The sequence below is a fragment of the Pseudomonas sp. Snoq117.2 genome (genome assembly GCF_900110545.1).
GTDB lineage: Bacteria > Pseudomonadota > Gammaproteobacteria > Pseudomonadales > Pseudomonadaceae > Chryseomonas > Chryseomonas benzopyrenica.
This window is the reverse complement of the sequence record NZ_FOED01000002.1, coordinates 149,183-166,070: the sequence shown is the minus strand read 5'-3', so window position 1 is coordinate 166,070 and position 16,888 is coordinate 149,183. Positions and strand designations below refer to the sequence as shown.

Genomic DNA, 16,888 nt, shown 5'->3' with positions numbered 1-16,888 from the left:
GGTGCAACACCGGAAGAGCCCAGTCTAGGAGCGGGGGAGTCAGTGGCGGTCAGCGGGCGTAAAGAGGGGGTAAAGGCTGCGCGGTGGGCTAGACGCTGTAGTAGTAGCCGCGGCCCCGCAGCGCCAGGATGCGCGGACGACCGTCGGCATGGCTGCCGAGCTTGCGGCGCAGATTGCTGACATGCATGTCCAGGCTGCGATCGTAGAGGGTCAGCTTGCGGCCCAGGGCCGCCTGGGCCAGGGCCTGCTTTTCCAGGGGATCGCCCGGCTGGCGCAGCAGGGCTTCGAGGATGCGACTCTCGGTGAGGGTCAGGGTGATCTCGGTTTCGCCGATGTTGGCGACGCCGCGCGCCAGACTCAGCGACAGGTCGCCCAGCTGCAGGCGGGCCGCGGGCTGGGCCGGATGACTGCGTCTGAGGATGGCTCGGAGGCGGGCGGTGAGTTCGCGCGGATCGCAGGGCTTGGCCAGGTAGTCATCGGCACCCAGCTCCAGGCCGAGGATCCGGTCGAGCGGTTCGCCCCGTCCCGACAGCATCAGCACGGGCAGTTGCGGATGATCGCTGCGCAGCTGCTTGAGCAATTCCAGACCACTGCCGTCAGGCAGCATCACGTCCAGCACCACCACGTCCGGTGTCGCCTCGCGCAACTGGATGCGCGCGTCGCTGCCGGCATGACAGGCGGTGACCTCGAAGCCTTCCTGTTTCAGCCAGGCACCGAGCAGGTCGCACAGTTCCTGGTCGTCGTCGATCAGCAGTATCTGACTCATGGGATCAGTCTCGCGGTTCATCCATGGGTTGCAGATGGCGCGCCAGATAGAGGCCCTGACCGAGCATGAATACCAGGGTCATCGCCAGACTGCCAAAGACCTTGAAGTCGACCCAGAAGCTTTCGTAGGTGAAGGCCACGTAGAGATTCGCGCAGCCGCAGACGATGAAGAAAATGATCCAGGCGATGTTCAGCCGCGTCCAGATCGGGGCCGGCAGTCGCACCGCGTGGCCCAGCATGCGCTGGATCAGCGGCTTGTCGCCGATGAACTGACTGCCCAGGAAGGCCAGGGCGAACAGCCAGTTCACCACCGGCGCTTTCCACTTCAGGAAGGTCTCGCTATGGAACGCCAGGGTCATGCCACCGAACACCAGGCAGGCGATCAGCGTCAGCCACTGACTCTTCTCCAGCCGGCGCTGGGTCGCGAAGATCGCGCCGTAGACCACCAGGGAGGCGATGATCAGGACCGCGGTGGCACTGAAGATGCCGCCCAGGGTAAAGGCGTGCCCGGCGAACTCCACAGGACGCGGATCGAGCTTGTAGACCAGGAAGAACAGGAGCAGGGGGATGAAATCGATGAATTGTTTCATTAACGCAGCCGATAGCAGTGCATCGCGGCATAATACCTGATGAAGCCGGAGGAGAAAGCCATGCGTATCGACCTGCACTGTCATACCACCGCGTCGGACGGCGCCTTCGCGCCCGCCGAGGTGGTCAGACGCGCCCATGAGCGCGGGGTGCAACTGCTGGCCATCACCGACCACGACACCCTGGATGGCTATGCCGAAGCCCTGGCAGCCGCGGATGGCCTGGGGCTGCGCCTGCTCTCCGGGATCGAGATGTCCTGCACCTGGGGCGGCGCGACTCTGCATGTGCTGGGCTACAACTTCGACCCCGAGGCGCCTGAGTTGAACGCCGCGCTGGAAGCCCTGCACGAAGGGCGCTGGGAACGCGCTCGGGAAATCGACCGGCGGCTGGCGGCCAAGGGCATGCCCGGCACCCTGGACGGCGCCCGGGCGGTGCAGCTGGCCCTGGGTGACAGTCGCAATGCGCCGGCCCGGCCGCATTTCGCCGAATACCTGGTGCAGGCGGGCTTTGTCGAGGACCGTGGCGAGGCTTTTCGCAAGTGGCTGGGCGGCGGCAAGCTCGGCGACGTCAAGCAGCACTGGCCGACCCTGGCCGAGACCCTGGCGACCCTGAAGGGCGCCAAGGCATGGATCAGTCTGGCCCATCCGCTGGCCTATGGCTTCACCCGCACCAAGCTGCGCAAGCTGATCGGGGAATTCGTCACCGGCGGCGGCCACGCCATCGAGGTGGTCAATGGCGTGCAGCCGGCCGAGCAGGTCGGCACCCTGGCAATTCTGGCGCGGGAATTCGGTCTGATGGTGAGTGCGGGCAGCGATTTCCATGCGCCGGCCGACTGGTCGGACCTGGGCATGTACCGTCCGTTGCCCGAAGATCTGCCGCCTCTCTGGGCGCGCTTCAGTCAACCGCTGTACCCTCAGAATCGGGAACCCCAATGAGCCAGTTCATCGAGATTCATCCGCAGAATCCCCAGCCGCGGCTGATTCGTCAGGCCGTGGAAGTCATCCAGTCCGGTGGCGTCATCGCCTATCCCACCGATTCGTCCTATGCGCTGGGCTGCCGTATCGGCGAGAAGAGTGCCGTTGAGCGCATCCGCCGCATCCGCCAGCTCGACGACAAGCACAACTTCACCCTGGTGTGCTGCGATCTCTCCGAGCTGGGCATCTATGCCAAGGTGGATACCAGCGCCTTCCGGCTGCTCAAGGCCTATACTCCCGGCCCCTACACCTTCATCCTCAACGCCACGCGCGAGGTGCCGCGCATGCTGCTGCACCCCAAGCGGCGCACCATTGGCGTACGGGTGCCCCAGCATCCCATCACCCTGGCGCTGTTGGAGGCGCTGGGCGAACCCTTGATGAGCGTGAGCCTGATCCTGCCGGGGGATGACGAAGCCCTGGGCGATGCCTGGGAGATCCGCGAGCGTCTCGAGCATTTCGTCGACCTGGTGATTGAGGGCGGTCCGGGTGGCCTGCAGCCCTCCACAGTGATCAGCCTGGCCGCCGACGAGCCGGAAGTGATCCGCGTCGGTGCCGGCGATCCCACGCCCTTCATGATCGAAGCATGAGCGAAGCCCTGGACCCCCAGCTGCTCGAACCCGAGCAGCTGCGCCTGGCGCTGGTCTATGGCGAGGCCTTCACCGAACTGCCCCAGGACCTCTACATTCCGCCGGATGCGCTGGAGGTCTTTCTCGAAGCCTTCGAGGGGCCCCTCGACCTGCTGCTCTATCTGATCCGCAAGCAGAACATCGACATCCTCGACATTCCGGTCGCCGAGATCACCCGGCAGTACATGAGCTACGTCGAGCTGATGAAGGCGGTGCAACTGGAGCTGGCCGCTGAATACCTGCTGATGGCCGCCATGCTGGCGGAGATCAAGTCGCGCATGCTGCTGCCGCGCGCCGAAGGCCTGGAGGCCGAAGAGGAAGACCCGCGCGCCGAATTGATCCGCCGGCTGCAGGAATACGAGCGCTTCAAGAAGGCCGCCGAGGACCTCGACGATCTGCCGCGGGAGGGACGCAACTTCGTGGTGCCCAGCTTGCCGGCGCCCGAGGCGCGGGCGCGCAAGCTTCTGCCGGAGGTGGAGCTGGGCGAGTTGCTGCTGGCCATGGGCGAAGTCCTGCGCCGCGCCGACCTGTTCGAGAGTCACCAGGTGACCCGCGAGGTGCTGTCCACCCGCGAGCGCATGAGCCAGGTGCTGGAACGCCTCAAGGATGGCGCCTTCGTGCCCTTCGTGGCGCTGTTCACCCTGGATGAGGGGCGCCTTGGCGTGGTGGTGACCTTCATGGCGATCCTCGAGCTGGTCAAGGAAGCTCTGGTGGAACTGGTACAGAACGAGCCCTTCAGCCCCATCCATGTCCGCGCCCGGGTCAGCGACACCGACTTGGAAGCGGCGTCTCAGGCGTAGGCCAAGGCTGCCGTTGCCGACGCGCTCTTGCGTTTGCTCACCAACAGGCGGGCGCCTTCACCGGCCGCCACCAGGGCCGCGGCTTCGGCGACACTGGAGCTGCCAACATGCTGCAACACCCGCTTGCTGGCTGAGGTTATGCCACGTTCTTGCGCCAGGCGTTCAGCGGGAAAGCCCTGTAAAGGCAGCTGCCAGCGTTGGGCGAGGGTGCGTAGTCCGTCTTCTTCGAGTCGACTGGCCACCGTCGCCAAGGCGGTCAGGGCGGCGCGGTCGCAGCCGGCTTCCTGCAGCACCTCTTGCGCCAGCTCGGCAAGCTCCTCCACCGAGCAATCCCGACGGCAACCCAAGCCCAGGACCAGCGCCATCAGCCTTGCGGCTCCTGACGGCGGAACAGCCAGCTGCACGCCAAGCCCAGCAATAGCCAGAAAGGCAGGTTGCTCACCAGCACGGCGATCTGGAAGTGCCGTTGCAGTTCTTGTGGCGCCAGGCTCTCATGCGCGACCGGCTGGGGCGCTCCCAGCAAGTGGGGAATGACCAGCAGGCCCAGGGCGGCGATCTTGAAGCCCGGGTGGCGGGCGAACGCCAGCAGGGCGAGGGCGGCTGCGGTAGCGCCCGCGGTGCCTATCCACCAAGCCTGGCGCAAGGTGAGGTCGGCCGCGGCCGTGCCTGGTAGCTCCGGTGGCAGGCCCAGGCTCGGTGCGAGGCAGAAGGTGGCGTAGCCGGCCACCCCCCACAGCAGGCCCTGGTAGGTACTGTTCGGCGCGCGCAGGTTGAACAGGCCGGCGAGCACCAGGCCGAAACCCACGGCCACCACCAGGTTACCGCCGAAGGTCGACAGGGTGCGCGGCCAGCCATCTGCCGGGGCCCAGGCTTCTTCCTCGCCGTGATCCTGGTGCTCGGCCATGGCCGGGGCTTCGGTCTGGACCTCGTAGGTTTCCGCCTGGAGGATGAGCGGCGTCATCCAGACGCTTTGCAAGATGCTCAGCAACAGAGCGGCGAGCAGCCCGGCCACGCCGGCACTGAAGGCGATACGCTGGAACATGACGTACTCCTCTTAGTGGCAGGGGAAGCCTTCGCTGTGGCGGGTATCGTGGGCGCCGTTGTGCAGCGCCTCGACATGGGAGAAACCGGCCAGGAACACCAGGCCCAGGCCGAGCAGGCAGGCGAGCAGCGTAGCGGTCAGGCGTTGGGCGCGGGTATGGGTATGAGGCTGGGGCAGGGCGGTCGTCGAGCGGGTAGCGGTCATGGCAAGGCCTCGGAGTCGAAGCGGCAGGGACGCGCCGAGGCAGCGAACCGCAGGCGGCCGCCGTCCAGCACGACCGCCCACCGCGGGTTGCTTGAAAGCGACAGGCCGGTCTCCGGACTCACGAGGGTCTCAAGGTGCGGTCTTGGCTGCGCGTCGGCCTGGCAGCGCTGAAGCCCTTCGCGGAGTGCTCATCTACTCTCGGTAAATTGCGCTTCCTTGAAGGGTTCCGCCTTGCCAGGTGCTAGCTCGCGCAAGACCGCATTCCCGTACGACTACCAGGATCGCCTTCCCCAAGCTTGCCAGCCGGGTGGCATCGTGATCCTGCGCTCGTCTACCGTTGCGGGGGCAGTGCCGGACTTGGACCGGCTTCCCGTTTCACCGCGACCCCTGGCGGAGTCGCGACACCTGAAGCAGGAGCGAGCAGACCACGCGGGTCGTCCGACGGTCAAGCCTGTTCGATTGACACCCCGGCGGGGCACTCGTAGCCTGTCGGGCTTCGAGGTGCTCTTGTCCGCAAGAGCTTGAAAGGGAACGCGGTGCGACACCGCGGCTGCCCCCGCAACTGTAAGCGGCATCTTCAGCCTCTCCACAGAGCCTGTTCATAATTGACGCTAGCTCGCGAATGATGAACAAGCTTTAAGGCCACTGCTCACGCGGGAAGGCTGGAGTAGGGCGCCGTGAGCCAGGAGACCTGCCTCGCTAGCTTTCCATACGCAACCGGGCGGGGTGATCCGGGCTGCCACCAGGGCCTTGCCGCTGCGCGAGCGCTTGGCATGCCTGCCCGTCTTTTTTCGCTTTCTTTCTAAGGGCAGCCCATGAAAACCCTGGCCAAGACTCCCGTCACCATCGTTACCGGCTTCCTCGGTTCCGGCAAGACCACCCTGTTGCGGCACATGCTCGACCATGCCGAAGGCCGCCGCATCGCGGTGATCGTCAACGAATTCGGCGAGCTGGGCATCGATGGCGAGATCCTCCGCCAGTGCAGCATCGGCTGTACCGAAGAAGAGGCCCAGGGGCGCGTCTTCGAATTGGCCAATGGCTGCCTGTGCTGCACCGTGCAGGAAGAGTTCTTTCCGGTGATGAAGGAGCTGGTGGCGCGTCGCGGCGACATCGACCACATCCTCATCGAGACCAGTGGCCTGGCGCTGCCCAAGCCCCTGGTGCAGGCCTTCCAGTGGCCGGAGATCCGCAACGCCTGCACCGTGGACGCCGTGATCACCGTGGTCGACAGTCCCGCGGTGGCGGCCGGTACCTTCGCCGCCCATCCCGAGCAGGTGGATGCCCAGCGCCGCCAGGATCCGAACCTGGACCATGAATCGCCGCTGCACGAGTTGTTCGAAGATCAACTGGCCAGTGCCGACCTGGTGATCCTCAACAAGGCCGACGGCCTGGACGCCGAGGCCCTGGCCCGGGTCCGCGCCGAGGTGAGCGAAGAGTTGCCGCCCGCGGTCAAGGTGGTGGAAGCCAGTCGTGGCGTGCTGCCCCTGTCGGTGCTGCTGGGCTTGCAAGCCGAATCCGAGGCCCATATCGACAGCCGTCCGACCCACCATGACCTCGAAGGTCATGAAGACCATGACCACGATGAATTCGACTCCTTTGGCGTAGACCTGCCCGAGGTGGCGGAAGCGACCCTGCTGGCGGCGCTGACCGAGGTGGTCAAGAGCCATGGCGTGCTGCGGGTGAAGGGCTTCGCGGCCATTGCCGGTAAGCCGCTGCGACTGCTGGTGCAGGGGGTCGGTACCCGCTTCGACAAGCATTTCGACCGTGCCTGGAAGACCGGCGAGACCCGCAGCACCCAGTTGGTGCTGATCGGCCAGGAGCTGGACCAGGCGGCGATCACCGCCCAGTTGCGCGCCGCGGTCGCCTGACGCCAGATGCATCTGCTGCGTACCCAGCCGGGCGGCTTCGTCCCGGACGACGGCATCGCCCATCTGGCGCAGACGCCGGGTGAGATCGTCGTGCTCTGCAGTGGCGATTCGCATCTGGCCCTGCTGGCCGAGGCGACTCGTACCCTGGATGCCGGCTATCCCAGCCTGCGCCTGGCCAATCCCATGCAGCTGCAGAACCACGCCTCGGTGGACCTCTATGTCGAGGAGGTGCTGAGCCAGGCGCGAGTGGTGTTCATCTCCCTGCATGGCGGCCAGGGCTACTGGCGCTATGGCATGGAGCGCCTCGCCGAACTGGCCGAGCGGGGGCTGACCCTGATCGCAGTGCCCGGCTGCGATCGCCCTGACCCTGAGCTGATGGCTCTGGGCACCGTGGCACCGGACCTGGCCGAACGGCTGTGGCGCTACCTGCGTCAAGGCGGCCTGGGCAATGCCCGGGATTTCCTGCACTGCCTGGCCGCCGAATGCCTGGATGCCCGATACCTTTACGAGCCGCCACAGGAATTGCCGCGGGTGGCGGTCTATCAGCCCGAAGGACTAGGCCTGGATGGCTGGCGCCCGCGCTGGCGAGCGGATTGGCCCACGGCGGCGCTGCTGTTCTACCGCACCCATCTACAGTCGGCCAATACCGCCTTCGTGGACGCCTTCTGCGCGCAACTCGCAGCCCAGGGGCTGAATCCGCTGCCCATCGCCGTGGCCAGCCTCAAGGAGGCGGCCTGCCTGACGGAAGTCGAGCGGCTGCTGGACGAGACCGACACCGCGCTGATTCTCAATACCACCGGCTTCGCCCAGTCCAGTCCGGAGAGGCCGAATCTCACGCCGTTCCGCCGACCGGTGCCGGTACTCCAGGCCATCTGCGCCCAGGACAATCGCGAACGCTGGCAAGAGAACCCCCAGGGTCTGGGGGCCCGCGACCTGGCCATGCACATCGCCCTGCCGGAACTGGATGGGCGCATCATCACCCGGCCGATCAGCTTCAAGGGCCTGGCCTGGCGCTGCGAGCGCAGTCAGAGCGACGTGGTCAACTACCAGGCCGATGGCGAGCGCATGGCCTTCGTCGCGCGGCTGGCGCGCAGCTGGATCGAGCTGGCGCGGCGTCCGGCGGCGGACAAGCGCATCGCCCTGATCCTGGCCAACTATCCGACCCGCGATGGGCGTATCGGCAACGGCGTTGGCCTGGATACCCCGGCAGCGGCACTCAAGGTGCTTCAGGCCCTGCAGACGGCCGGTTATCCAGTGGCCAATCTGCCAGAGAGCGGTACCGCCCTGATCGAGCGCCTGCTTGGTGGAGTGACCAACGACAGCGCCCTGCGTGATCTGCGCCCAGCCCTACAGAGCCTGGCGCTGGATGACTACCAGGCGCTGTTCGCCCGCCTGCCGCTGAGTTTGCAGCAGGCGGTGACGGAACGTTGGGGGGCGCCCGAGGCCGATCCCATGCATCGGCGCGGTCGGCTCATGGTAGCCGGGGTGCGCTTTGGCCTGACCTTCGTCGGTATCCAGCCGGCGCGCGGCTATGACGTCGATCCGGCGGCGGTCTACCACGATCCCTCGCTGGTGCCGCCCCATGGCTACCTGGCCTTCTATTTCTGGCTGCGCGAGGCCTATGGCGCCCAGGCGGTGGTGCATCTGGGCAAGCACGGCAATCTGGAGTGGCTGCCGGGCAAGGGCGTGGGCCTGTCCCAGGAATGCTGGCCGGACGCCATTCTCGGACCGCTGCCCAACGTCTATCCCTTCATCGTCAATGACCCGGGCGAGGGTGCCCAGGCCAAGCGGCGCACCCAGGCGGTGATCATCGACCATTTGATGCCGCCGCTGACCCGCGCCGAAAGCTACGGGCCGCTGCGCGACCTGGAGCGCCTGGCCGACGAATACTACGACGCCAGCCTGCTGGACCTGCGACGCGCGACCGAATTGCGCGGCGAGATCCTGCAACTGGTGCGCGAAACCGCCCTGGATCGTGAGCTGGGGCTGGTGATCACCGAGGACCCGGACAGCTGGCTGCCGCAACTGGACGCCTATCTCTGTGATCTCAAGGAATCCCAGATTCGCGACGGCCTCCATGTGTTCGGCGAGTCGCCCACCGGGCAGCTGCGGCGGGATACTCTGGTCGCCCTGCTGCGCATCCCCCGGGGCGATGCCCAGGGCGGGAATGCCAGTCTCCTGCGGGCGCTGGCCAAGGATCTGCAGCTGGCGTTCGATCCCTTGGCCGCCGATCTCGGCGAGCCATGGCAGGGACCGCGTCCGCCGTGCCTGGTGGCTCTTTCGACCGAAGCCTGGCGGACCCTGGGCGATACGCGCGAGCGGCTCGAGTTGCTGGCGCTTGCCCTGGTCGCCGCAACGGTGGAGGGTGAACCCTTGCCACTGGCGCTGGCCGAACTGCCGGCGACCCGTCCGGTGCTGGAGCACCTGGTCGCCCAGGTGGCGCCGGCGCTGGACGCCTGTGGGCCGGCGGAAATCGGCGGCCTGCTGGCGGCCCTGGACGGGCGCTTCGTTCCTGCCGGACCCAGCGGCGCCCCCAGTCGCGGCCGGCTGGACGTCCTGCCCACCGGGCGTAACTTCTTTTCCGTGGATGTGCGCAATCTGCCGAGCATGACCGCCTGGCGCCTCGGCTGGCAGTCGGCCAATCTGTTGCTGGAGCGCCATCTGCAGGAGGAGGGCGATCACCTGCGCCAACTGGGCCTCTCGGTCTGGGGCACCGCGACCATGAGAACCGGCGGCGACGACATCGCCCAGGCCATGGCGCTGCTGGGCGTGCGTCCGGTTTGGCAGACCGGCAGCGCTCGGGTGGAGGATTTCGAGATCCTGCCGCTGTCGCTGTTGGATCGACCGCGGGTGGATGTCACCCTGCGCATCTCCGGTTTCTTCCGCGACGCCTTCGGCGGTCTGGTACGGCTGTTCGATGCCGCGGTCCAGGCGGTCGCCGCGCTGGACGAACCGGACGATCTCAACCCCCTGGCCGCCCAGGTGCGCCGCGAGCGCGCGGTCCTGGAAGCGGCCGGTACCGCCGCCGATCTGGCGCGGCGTCAGGCCGGCTGGCGCATCTTCGGCGCCCAGCCCGGGGCCTATGGCGCCGGTGTCCAGGGTGCGGTGGAAGAGCGTCAGTGGCAGGAGCGCAGCGAGCTGGCCACGGCCTATCTCAATTGGGGCGGCTACGCCTATGGCGCCGAGGATGACGGCACCGCCGCCCGTGACGACTTCTTGCGCCGCCTGGGTCGCCTGCAAGCGGTGCTGCAGAACCAGGACAACCGCGAGCACGACCTGCTCGATTCCAACGACTACTACCAGTTCCAGGGCGGCATGCTGGCCGCGGCCGAGACCCTGAGCGGCCAGCGTCGCGCCAGTTACTTCGGCGACCACGCCCAGGCCGATCTGCCCAGGATCCGTACCCTCAAGGAAGAGCTGGGGCGGGTAGTGCGCTCCCGGGCGGCCAATCCCAAGTGGATCGCCGGCATGAAGCGCCACGGCTACAAGGGCGCCTTCGAGATGGCCGCTACCGTGGACTATCTGTTCGGCTTCGGCGCCACCACCGAGCTGGTGGAGGATCACCAGTACCGGCAATTGGCCGATGCCTACTTGCTCGATGCCGATACCCGCGACTTCGTCGAACGCCACAACCCCGAGGCCCTGCGCGACATGACCGAGCGCCTGCTGGAAGCCCAGCAACGTGGCCTCTGGCAGGAGCCAGGCGACTACCGCGACGCCCTCGAACAGCTATTGATGGATATGGATGAAGCCTGAGATGACCGCCCCCGTCTTTCCCCTGGCCGCCGTGGTCGGCGCCGAGCCCCTGAAGCTGGCGCTGTGCCTCAACGCCATCGATCCCCGCATCGGCGGCGTACTGATCGAGGGGCCGCGCGGCATGGCCAAGTCCACCCTGGCTCGCGGGCTGGCCGACCTGCTCGGTGACGGTACTTTCATCACCTTGCCGCTGGGCGCCAGCGAGGAGCGCATCGTCGGCACCCTGGATCTGGACGCTGCGCTGGGCGAGGGCCGGGCGCGCTTCGCGCCGGGTGTCCTGGCGGCTGCGGATGGGGGCGTGCTCTATGTCGACGAGGTCAATCTGCTGCCGGATCACCTGGTCGACCTGCTGCTGGACGTGGCCGCCAGCGGTGTCAACCGGGTGGAGCGGGACGGCATCTCCCATGAGCACGCCGCCCGTTTCCTGCTGGTGGGCACCATGAATCCGGAGGAGGGCGAGTTGCGCCCCCAGTTGCTGGATCGCTTCGGCTTTGCCCTGGCGTTGGACAGCCGGCCGGCACCTCTTGAGCGGGCCGAGATCCTGCGTCGACGCCTGGCGTTCGACAGCGATCCCGTGGCCTTTGTCGCTCAATGGGCGTCCGATCAGGCGCAGTTGCGCGAACGTTGCGCCCAGGCCCGTGCACGCCTTGCCAGCATTCCCCTGGATGATGCGGCCCTTGAGATCATCACCACGGCTTGCCACCAGGCCGGCGTCGATGGCCTCCGCGCCGACCTGGTCTGGCTGCGCGCCGCCCGTGCCCATGCCGCCTGGCGCGATGCCGCGCTGATCGAGCACGCGGATATCATTGCCGTCGCCGATTTCGCCCTGCGCCATCGGCGACGGGACATAAAAGATTCAACCTCATTAATACCACCCCTAGAGGAACGACTGCCCTCTGACCCTTCGGAGCGAGGGAAAAGTGATCAGCAGGGACAGGGTGACGTCGAGCCCTCAGGCGACGATGGCTGGGGCGCCCTGGCAGCGGAGCCCGTGGCATCGGGCCTCAGACGCCGGTTGAGCGAGGCAAAAAAGCCCTAGGCATCCGATCGTCCCATACCCTGGATCGCGATGCCCGAAGCGGGGCGGGCAAGGCCACTGGGGGTCGCCACGGCGCTCGTTCGTCGGGCACGGAAGGTGCCATCGCCTGGGTGCCGACGCTGCTTCGCGGTCGTCCGCGGCGCGCCGGTGATCTCCTGCGCCAGCCGCGCAGTCGGCGTCCGGCACAGCTCTGGTTGGTGATCCTCGATCATTCCGCATCTACCCGCCGCCACGGTGCCCTGACCCAGGCCAAGGGCCTGCTGGCCGACTGGTTCGAGCAGGCCTACCGCCAGCGGGTCAGCGTCGCCGTGCTGCAGGCGGCAGGGGAACGGCCCGAATGGTCCTTCCAGGGGCAACGCAGCGGTCAGGCGTTGCAGGTTTGGCTGGAGCAGCTAGGCGCAGGGGGCGGTACGCCCTTGCTGGCGGGGCTGGCGGAAGCTCATGACTGGCTGAAGACTCGGCGGCGGCAGCGTCCGGGCGAGGAATGCCGGTTGCTGCTAGTCACCGACGGGCGCCTGCGTGAGCTGGAGGGGCTGGCCATACCGGACTGCCCCATCCGGGTGCTGGATATCGAATTGGGACCGCTGCGCCTGGGACGGGCAGCGGAGCTGGCCCGGCGCTTGGGTGCGGAATACCGACACCTCGAAGAGGTGCCGGTGGTTTAGGTGACCAGCCTCGCGTCGAAGCCGAACGCGAAGGTGCTCAACCCTCGCGTTGTTGGGCTTTGCGCCGCTCAACCCAACCTACCGGTCCGGCGTAGGTTGGGTTGAGACGGCTCCACCGTCGAAACCCAACATGAAGGGGCTCGACCCTCGCGCTGTTGGGCTTCGCTATGCTCAACCCAACCTACCAGTCAGACGTAGGTTGGGTTGAGACGGCTCCACCGTCGAAGCCCAACGTGAAGGGGCTCGACCTTCACGCTGTTGGGCTTCGCTATGCTCAACCCAACCTACCGAAAGACCCCGGGCCTCAATGCCCGCCCTTCATCGCCTTGACCAGGGTATCCACGTTGTAGCGGAACATGGCTGCGTAGGTGGACGCCGGGCCATCAGCGGGTGACAGGGCCTCCACATAGAGCTCGCCGCCCGGCTGGGCACCGCTGGCCTTGGCGATCTGCTGCACTAGGCGCGGGTCATTGGAGTTCTCGAAGAAGTAGGCGGCGACGTGCTCCTGCTTGATCTGGCGGATCAGCTTGGCAACGTCCTGGGCGGAGGCCTCGGCCTCGGTCGACAGGCCCAACGGCGAAATGAAGGTCACGCCATAGGCATCGGCGAAGTAGCCGAAGGCGTCATGGGAGGTCAGCACCTTGCGCTGCGCCTTAGGCACCTGGCCGATCTGCTCGCGGGCATAGCGATCCAGGGCCTCCAGTTCGGCGATGTAGCGATCACCGTTGGCCTTGAAGGTGGCGGCAGCCGCCGGATCCACCTCGGACATCGCCTTCACCACGTTGCGGGTGTAGACGACCACATTGAGCGGGTTGTTCCAGACATGGGGGTCGACACCGCCATGGTCGTGATCATGGTCAGCATGGGCATGGTCATCTTCGTCTTCCGCCATTTCGCGGGTCTTGATCCCTTCGCTGAGCACCACTGGCGGACGTGCCTGGCCGGAAGCCTTGATCAGGCGATCCATCCAGCCTTCCAGGTGCAGGCCACTCATGAAGACCACGTTGGCCTGTTTCAGCGCCTGGGCATCCGTGGGCGTCGGTTCGTAGGCATGGGGATCGCCATTGGGACCGACCAGGGAGGTGACCTGGACCTGGTCGCCGCCGACCTGTTTGACCACGTCGGCGATCACGGTAAAGGTGGCGACGGCCTTGACCGGTGCGGCCTGTACCTGGCCGGCGGCGGCGAGCAGCAGGGCAGCGCCCAGGGAAAACAGGGATTTCATGGTGACTCCTTTCAATGGGTGAGATGAGGGCGGGGACGCAGCCGTCGATAGAGCCCCAGACGGCCGAACAGCAGGGATAGGAGATAGCAGCCACCGGCGGTGAGCACGATGGCGGGGCCGGAGGCGCAGCCGAGGTGGTAGGACAGCACCAGGCCGACCAGCCCGCTGAGACTGGCGATCAGACTGGCCACCGCCATCAGGCCGGGCAGGCTGTTGGCCCAGAAGCGCGCGGCGGTGGCCGGCAGCATCATCAGGCCCACTGCCATCAGGGTGCCCAGGGCCTGGAAGCCGGCGACCAGGTTGAGCACCACCAGCAGCAGGAACAGCAGGTGATAGAGCGAGCCACGGCCACCCACGGCGCGCAGGAAGCCCGGGTCGAAGCATTCCAGGGCCAGTGGCCGGTAGATCACCGCCAGGACCACCAGCGACAGGGTGGCGATGCCGGCGACCAGGTAGAGCGCCGTGGCGTCGATGGCCAGGATGGTGCCGAACAGCACGTGCAGCAGATCCACGCTGGAGCCGTGCAGCGATACGATCAGCACCCCGGCAGCCAGGGAAATCAGGTAGAAGCTCGCGAAACTGGCGTCTTCGCGTTGGCTGGTGAAGCGGCTGACCAGACCCGCAAGTCCGGCCACCAGCAGTCCGGCGAGCATGCCGCCGATACCCATGGCTGGCAGCGACAGCCCGGCGATCATGAAGCCCAGCGCCGCACCCGGCAGCACGGCGTGACTCATGGCATCGCCCACCAGGCTCATGCGCCTGAGCATCAGCAGAACGCCCACCGGACCGGCGCCCAGCGCCAGGGCCAGGCAGGCCACCAGGGCGCGGCGCATGAAGCCGAATTCGACGAAGGGTTCGAAGAGGAGCTGATAGAGGGTCATGCGCGTTCACAGACCCCCGCATGGGCGTCCCAGTGTTCGGCGAGATTGCGGGCGCGGGCCAGATTCTCGGTGATCAGCACCTGGTCGGTATGGCCCCAGGCGATGGCTTCCCGGGCCAGCAGCAGGGTCTCGGGAAAGTGCTGACGGACCTGCTCCAGGTCGTGCAGCACGGCGATCACGGTACGGCCCTGGCCATGCCAGCGCCTGACGATGGTCAGCAGATCCGCGGTGGTGCGGGCATCGATGGCGGTGAAGGGCTCGTCCAGCAGCAGCACGGGCGCATCCTGCAGCAGCAAGCGCGCGAACAGCACCCGCTGGAACTGGCCAGAAGACAGTGCGCCGACCAGGCGATCCTCCAGGCCTTCGAGGCCTACGGCCTGCAACGCCTCTGTTGCGTCCTTCCGGTGTGCAGCGGTGACGCCGCGCCAGAGGCCCAAACCACGCCAAGCGCCCAGCACCACGGTTTCCAGCACGCTGAGTGGAAAGCTGCGATCGATCTCCGCGGCCTGGGGTAGATAGCCCAGACGGCGTTGCGGCACTGCCCGGTTGACCCGGCCGCTGATCGGTCGCAGGGTGCCGGCGATGGCCTTGAGCAGGGTGGACTTGCCCGCCCCATTGGGACCGACGATGGCGGTCAGACTGCCAGTGCGGAAGCATCCGCTGAGATGACGAATGGCTGGATGCCGCTGATAGGCCAGCGTCAGGTCCTGGAGTTCGATGGCGGCGCTCATGGCAGGGCGACCGCCCAGCTTACGGCCAGCCACAGAGCGACCAGAGGAATGCAGGCGAGCGACAGACGAGCGGGTACGGAGAGCAGCAGCAGAGAAGGGCGCGGGGATGCCATGATCGAGCCTTGGATAACGAAGCAAAAGTTATAACATAACAAACACTGCTTCGTCATCAGCTCGCCAGGACCACTCCTGCAGCGAGGCAGCTGAGCGTCAGGACCGCTGGAGTGACCCTACCAACGATGGCGCACCGCGATAACCAGAGGCGGAGCGAACCGCCTCTTTCCGTCAAGCCGCCTGAGTTTCTGCCATCCGCTGTTCCAGCCGCTGCAGGAAGTTGAGCAGCAGGACCTCTTCCTCCTTCAACCCCTTGCGCTTGCGCGGTTTGGGCAGGGTGCAGAGGTCACCGGCCAGAAAGGCATCCAGCACGCCTGGATGGATGTAGCACTTGCGGCATACTGCCGGGGTATTGCCCAGGGTGCGGGACACCGCCTTGACCATGTCCACCAGCTCTTTCTTGGCGTCGGTCTGGGTTTCACAGCGCAACTCGCGCAGGGCTTCCAGGGCGAGGGCACTGCCGGCCCAGGTGCGATAGTCCTTGGCGGTGAAATCCGCACCGGTCAGCTCGTGCAGGTAGGCGTTGACGTCGGATGAGGTCACGGTATGGCGTTCGGCATCGCCATCCACGTACTGGAAGAGGTGCTGGCCAGGCAACTCCAGACACTTCTTCACGGTGCGTGCCAGCCGCGGATCGCTGACCTTGATGTCATGCTCCACACCGCTCTTGCCACGGAAGTGGAAGGCGATGGTATTACCGTGTACCTCGGCATGCCGGTTGCGCAGGGTGGTGAGCCCATAGGACTTGTTGCTCTTGGCGTACTGGGCATTGCCCACCCGGATCAGGGTGGCATCGAGCAGACTGATGACCGTGGCCATGACCTTCTCACGGCACAGGCCGCGCCGAGCGAGATCCTCTTCCACCCGTTGCCGCAGCTTGGGCAAGGCCTGCCCGAAGGCCAGCATCCGCTCATACTTGTCGGTATCGCGGATCTCGCGCCAGCGCGGATGGTAGCGATATTGCTTGCGCCCGCGGGCATCGCGTCCGGTGGCCTGCAGATGGCCATTGGCGTCCGAGCAGATCCAGACATCGGTATAGGCCGGCGGAATGGCCAGCTTGTTGATGCGTTCGATTTCCGCCTGATCGCGGATGCGTTCGCCCTCGGGCGTGAAGTAGGCCCACTTGCCACGCAGCTTGCGGCGGCTCAGGCCGGCCTGATTGTCATCGACGTAGTTGAGATCGGGCGGCAGGGGGGTACAGAGGGCGGTTCCGGTGTCGTCACGCTCATCGGCGGGGATGGGCAAATCGGTCTGGGCGAGGCGTTGCATTACTTTCGAGCGAGAGGTCATGACTGCACCGACGTTTTCCTGGTCGAAACGGTGGACTCCAGGAAAAGGGACCAGGTTCTCATGACCGCACCCAAGCCGACCGACGTACAGCTGCGCGACGCCCTGCTGGGCAAGGCCCAGGCATGCCGTCCGGGCACGACCTTTTGCCCCTCGGAAGTGGCACGAAGCCTGGCCGCGGACTGGCGACCGCTGATGGAGCCCTTACGCGACACGACACGGGAACTGGCTCGCGAAGGTCGACTGCGGGTGACGCAAAAGGGGGAATCCCTGGACCTGGGAGTGCCCTGGCGCGGTCCGATCCGATTAAGCTTGGCTTAAGC

17 protein-coding genes and 2 riboswitches are annotated in these 16,888 nt (G+C 66.5%); of the genes, 8 read left to right on the top strand and 9 right to left on the bottom strand.

Going from position 1 to position 16,888, the window contains the following annotated elements; all coding sequences use genetic code 11:
- Positions 1 to 88: 88 nt before the first annotated feature.
- Positions 89 to 766 carry a response regulator transcription factor gene (locus tag BMZ43_RS06705; protein ID WP_017640490.1) on the bottom strand — a complete coding sequence of 226 codons (678 nt, stop codon included), beginning with the start codon at positions 764 to 766 and terminating at the stop codon, positions 89 to 91.
- Positions 767 to 770: 4 nt separating this feature from the next.
- The gene (locus BMZ43_RS06700; RefSeq protein WP_064308855.1) at positions 771 to 1,355 is read right to left on the bottom strand and encodes a septation protein A; all 585 of its coding nucleotides are present in this window, start codon (positions 1,353 to 1,355) and stop codon (positions 771 to 773) included.
- Between the two features lie 60 nt (positions 1,356 to 1,415).
- Between BMZ43_RS06700 and BMZ43_RS06695 the strand changes: the two genes are divergently transcribed.
- The 3 genes from BMZ43_RS06695 (at position 1,416) to BMZ43_RS06685 (ending at position 3,753) form a co-directional block, all read left to right on the top strand.
- Entirely contained in the window at positions 1,416 to 2,288 is an 873-nt protein-coding gene (locus BMZ43_RS06695) for a PHP domain-containing protein (protein WP_017640492.1), read from the top strand.
- On the top strand, positions 2,285 to 2,914 hold the full coding sequence (locus BMZ43_RS06690) for an L-threonylcarbamoyladenylate synthase (RefSeq protein WP_064308856.1): 630 nt from the start codon (positions 2,285 to 2,287) through the stop codon (positions 2,912 to 2,914). Before BMZ43_RS06695 ends, BMZ43_RS06690 begins: the two co-directional genes overlap by 4 nt.
- A gap of 110 nt (positions 2,915 to 3,024) precedes the next feature.
- Entirely contained in the window at positions 3,025 to 3,753 is a 729-nt protein-coding gene (locus tag BMZ43_RS06685) for a segregation and condensation protein A (RefSeq protein ID WP_177344793.1), read from the top strand.
- Here BMZ43_RS06685 and BMZ43_RS06680 read toward each other — a convergent pair.
- From BMZ43_RS06680 to BMZ43_RS06670, 3 genes are read right to left on the bottom strand one after another with little or no spacing between them, the layout of a single operon-like run.
- Complete coding sequence (locus BMZ43_RS06680) at positions 3,744 to 4,118, bottom strand: cobalamin biosynthesis protein (RefSeq protein WP_064308858.1); 375 nt, start codon at positions 4,116 to 4,118, stop codon at positions 3,744 to 3,746. The two genes, BMZ43_RS06685 and BMZ43_RS06680, sit on opposite strands and share 10 nt — an antisense overlap.
- Positions 4,118 to 4,795 (bottom strand): CbtA family protein, encoded by a 678-nt coding sequence (locus tag BMZ43_RS06675; RefSeq protein ID WP_064308859.1) that lies wholly within the window; start codon positions 4,793 to 4,795, stop codon positions 4,118 to 4,120. Before BMZ43_RS06675 ends, BMZ43_RS06680 begins: the two co-directional genes overlap by 1 nt.
- Before the next feature lie 12 nt (positions 4,796 to 4,807).
- Positions 4,808 to 4,999: a CbtB domain-containing protein gene (locus BMZ43_RS06670; RefSeq protein WP_017640497.1), complete on the bottom strand. Its 192-nt coding sequence runs from the start codon at positions 4,997 to 4,999 to the stop codon at positions 4,808 to 4,810.
- Between the two features lie 85 nt (positions 5,000 to 5,084).
- A riboswitch (cobalamin riboswitch) is annotated at positions 5,085 to 5,423 on the bottom strand.
- 58 nt (positions 5,424 to 5,481) lie between these two features.
- A riboswitch (cobalamin riboswitch) is annotated at positions 5,482 to 5,713 on the top strand.
- A 101-nt stretch (positions 5,714 to 5,814) separates the two neighbouring features.
- On the opposite strand from BMZ43_RS06670, the gene cobW reads away from it, so the two are divergent.
- Genes cobW through BMZ43_RS06650 form a run of 4 tightly spaced genes read left to right on the top strand, consistent with a single transcriptional unit; the run spans position 5,815 to position 12,327 of the window.
- On the top strand, positions 5,815 to 6,867 hold the full coding sequence (cobW, locus tag BMZ43_RS06665; protein ID WP_093251343.1) for a cobalamin biosynthesis protein CobW: 1,053 nt from the start codon (positions 5,815 to 5,817) through the stop codon (positions 6,865 to 6,867).
- A 6-nt stretch (positions 6,868 to 6,873) separates the two neighbouring features.
- Entirely contained in the window at positions 6,874 to 10,623 is a 3,750-nt protein-coding gene (cobN, locus tag BMZ43_RS06660; RefSeq protein ID WP_093251340.1) for a cobaltochelatase subunit CobN, read from the top strand.
- 1 nt (position 10,624) lies between these two features.
- Positions 10,625 to 11,662 (top strand): magnesium chelatase ATPase subunit I, encoded by a 1,038-nt coding sequence (locus BMZ43_RS06655; RefSeq protein WP_026083776.1) that lies wholly within the window; start codon positions 10,625 to 10,627, stop codon positions 11,660 to 11,662.
- Between the two features lie 20 nt (positions 11,663 to 11,682).
- Positions 11,683 to 12,327, top strand: a complete 645-nt coding sequence (locus tag BMZ43_RS06650) for a vWA domain-containing protein (RefSeq protein ID WP_177344792.1) — start codon at positions 11,683 to 11,685, stop codon at positions 12,325 to 12,327.
- A 304-nt stretch (positions 12,328 to 12,631) separates the two neighbouring features.
- Here the strand turns inward: BMZ43_RS06650 and BMZ43_RS06645 are convergent, their stop codons facing one another.
- From BMZ43_RS06645 to BMZ43_RS06630, 4 genes are all read right to left on the bottom strand, one after another.
- Complete coding sequence (locus BMZ43_RS06645; RefSeq protein WP_093251333.1) at positions 12,632 to 13,552, bottom strand: metal ABC transporter substrate-binding protein; 921 nt, start codon at positions 13,550 to 13,552, stop codon at positions 12,632 to 12,634.
- Positions 13,553 to 13,563: 11 nt separating this feature from the next.
- Entirely contained in the window at positions 13,564 to 14,433 is an 870-nt protein-coding gene (locus BMZ43_RS06640) for a metal ABC transporter permease (RefSeq protein WP_093251330.1), read from the bottom strand.
- On the bottom strand, positions 14,430 to 15,164 hold the full coding sequence (gene aztA / locus BMZ43_RS06635) for a zinc ABC transporter ATP-binding protein AztA (protein WP_093251326.1): 735 nt from the start codon (positions 15,162 to 15,164) through the stop codon (positions 14,430 to 14,432). Before aztA ends, BMZ43_RS06640 begins: the two co-directional genes overlap by 4 nt.
- Before the next feature lie 285 nt (positions 15,165 to 15,449).
- Positions 15,450 to 16,547: a DNA topoisomerase IB gene (locus tag BMZ43_RS06630; RefSeq protein WP_017640505.1), complete on the bottom strand. Its 1,098-nt coding sequence runs from the start codon at positions 16,545 to 16,547 to the stop codon at positions 15,450 to 15,452.
- An 81-nt stretch (positions 16,548 to 16,628) separates the two neighbouring features.
- On the opposite strand from BMZ43_RS06630, the gene BMZ43_RS06625 reads away from it, so the two are divergent.
- A complete protein-coding gene (locus tag BMZ43_RS06625; RefSeq protein ID WP_093251321.1) occupies positions 16,629 to 16,886 on the top strand; it encodes a DUF3253 domain-containing protein in 258 nt (85 codons plus the stop codon).
- The last annotated feature ends 2 nt before the right edge of the window (positions 16,887 to 16,888 follow it).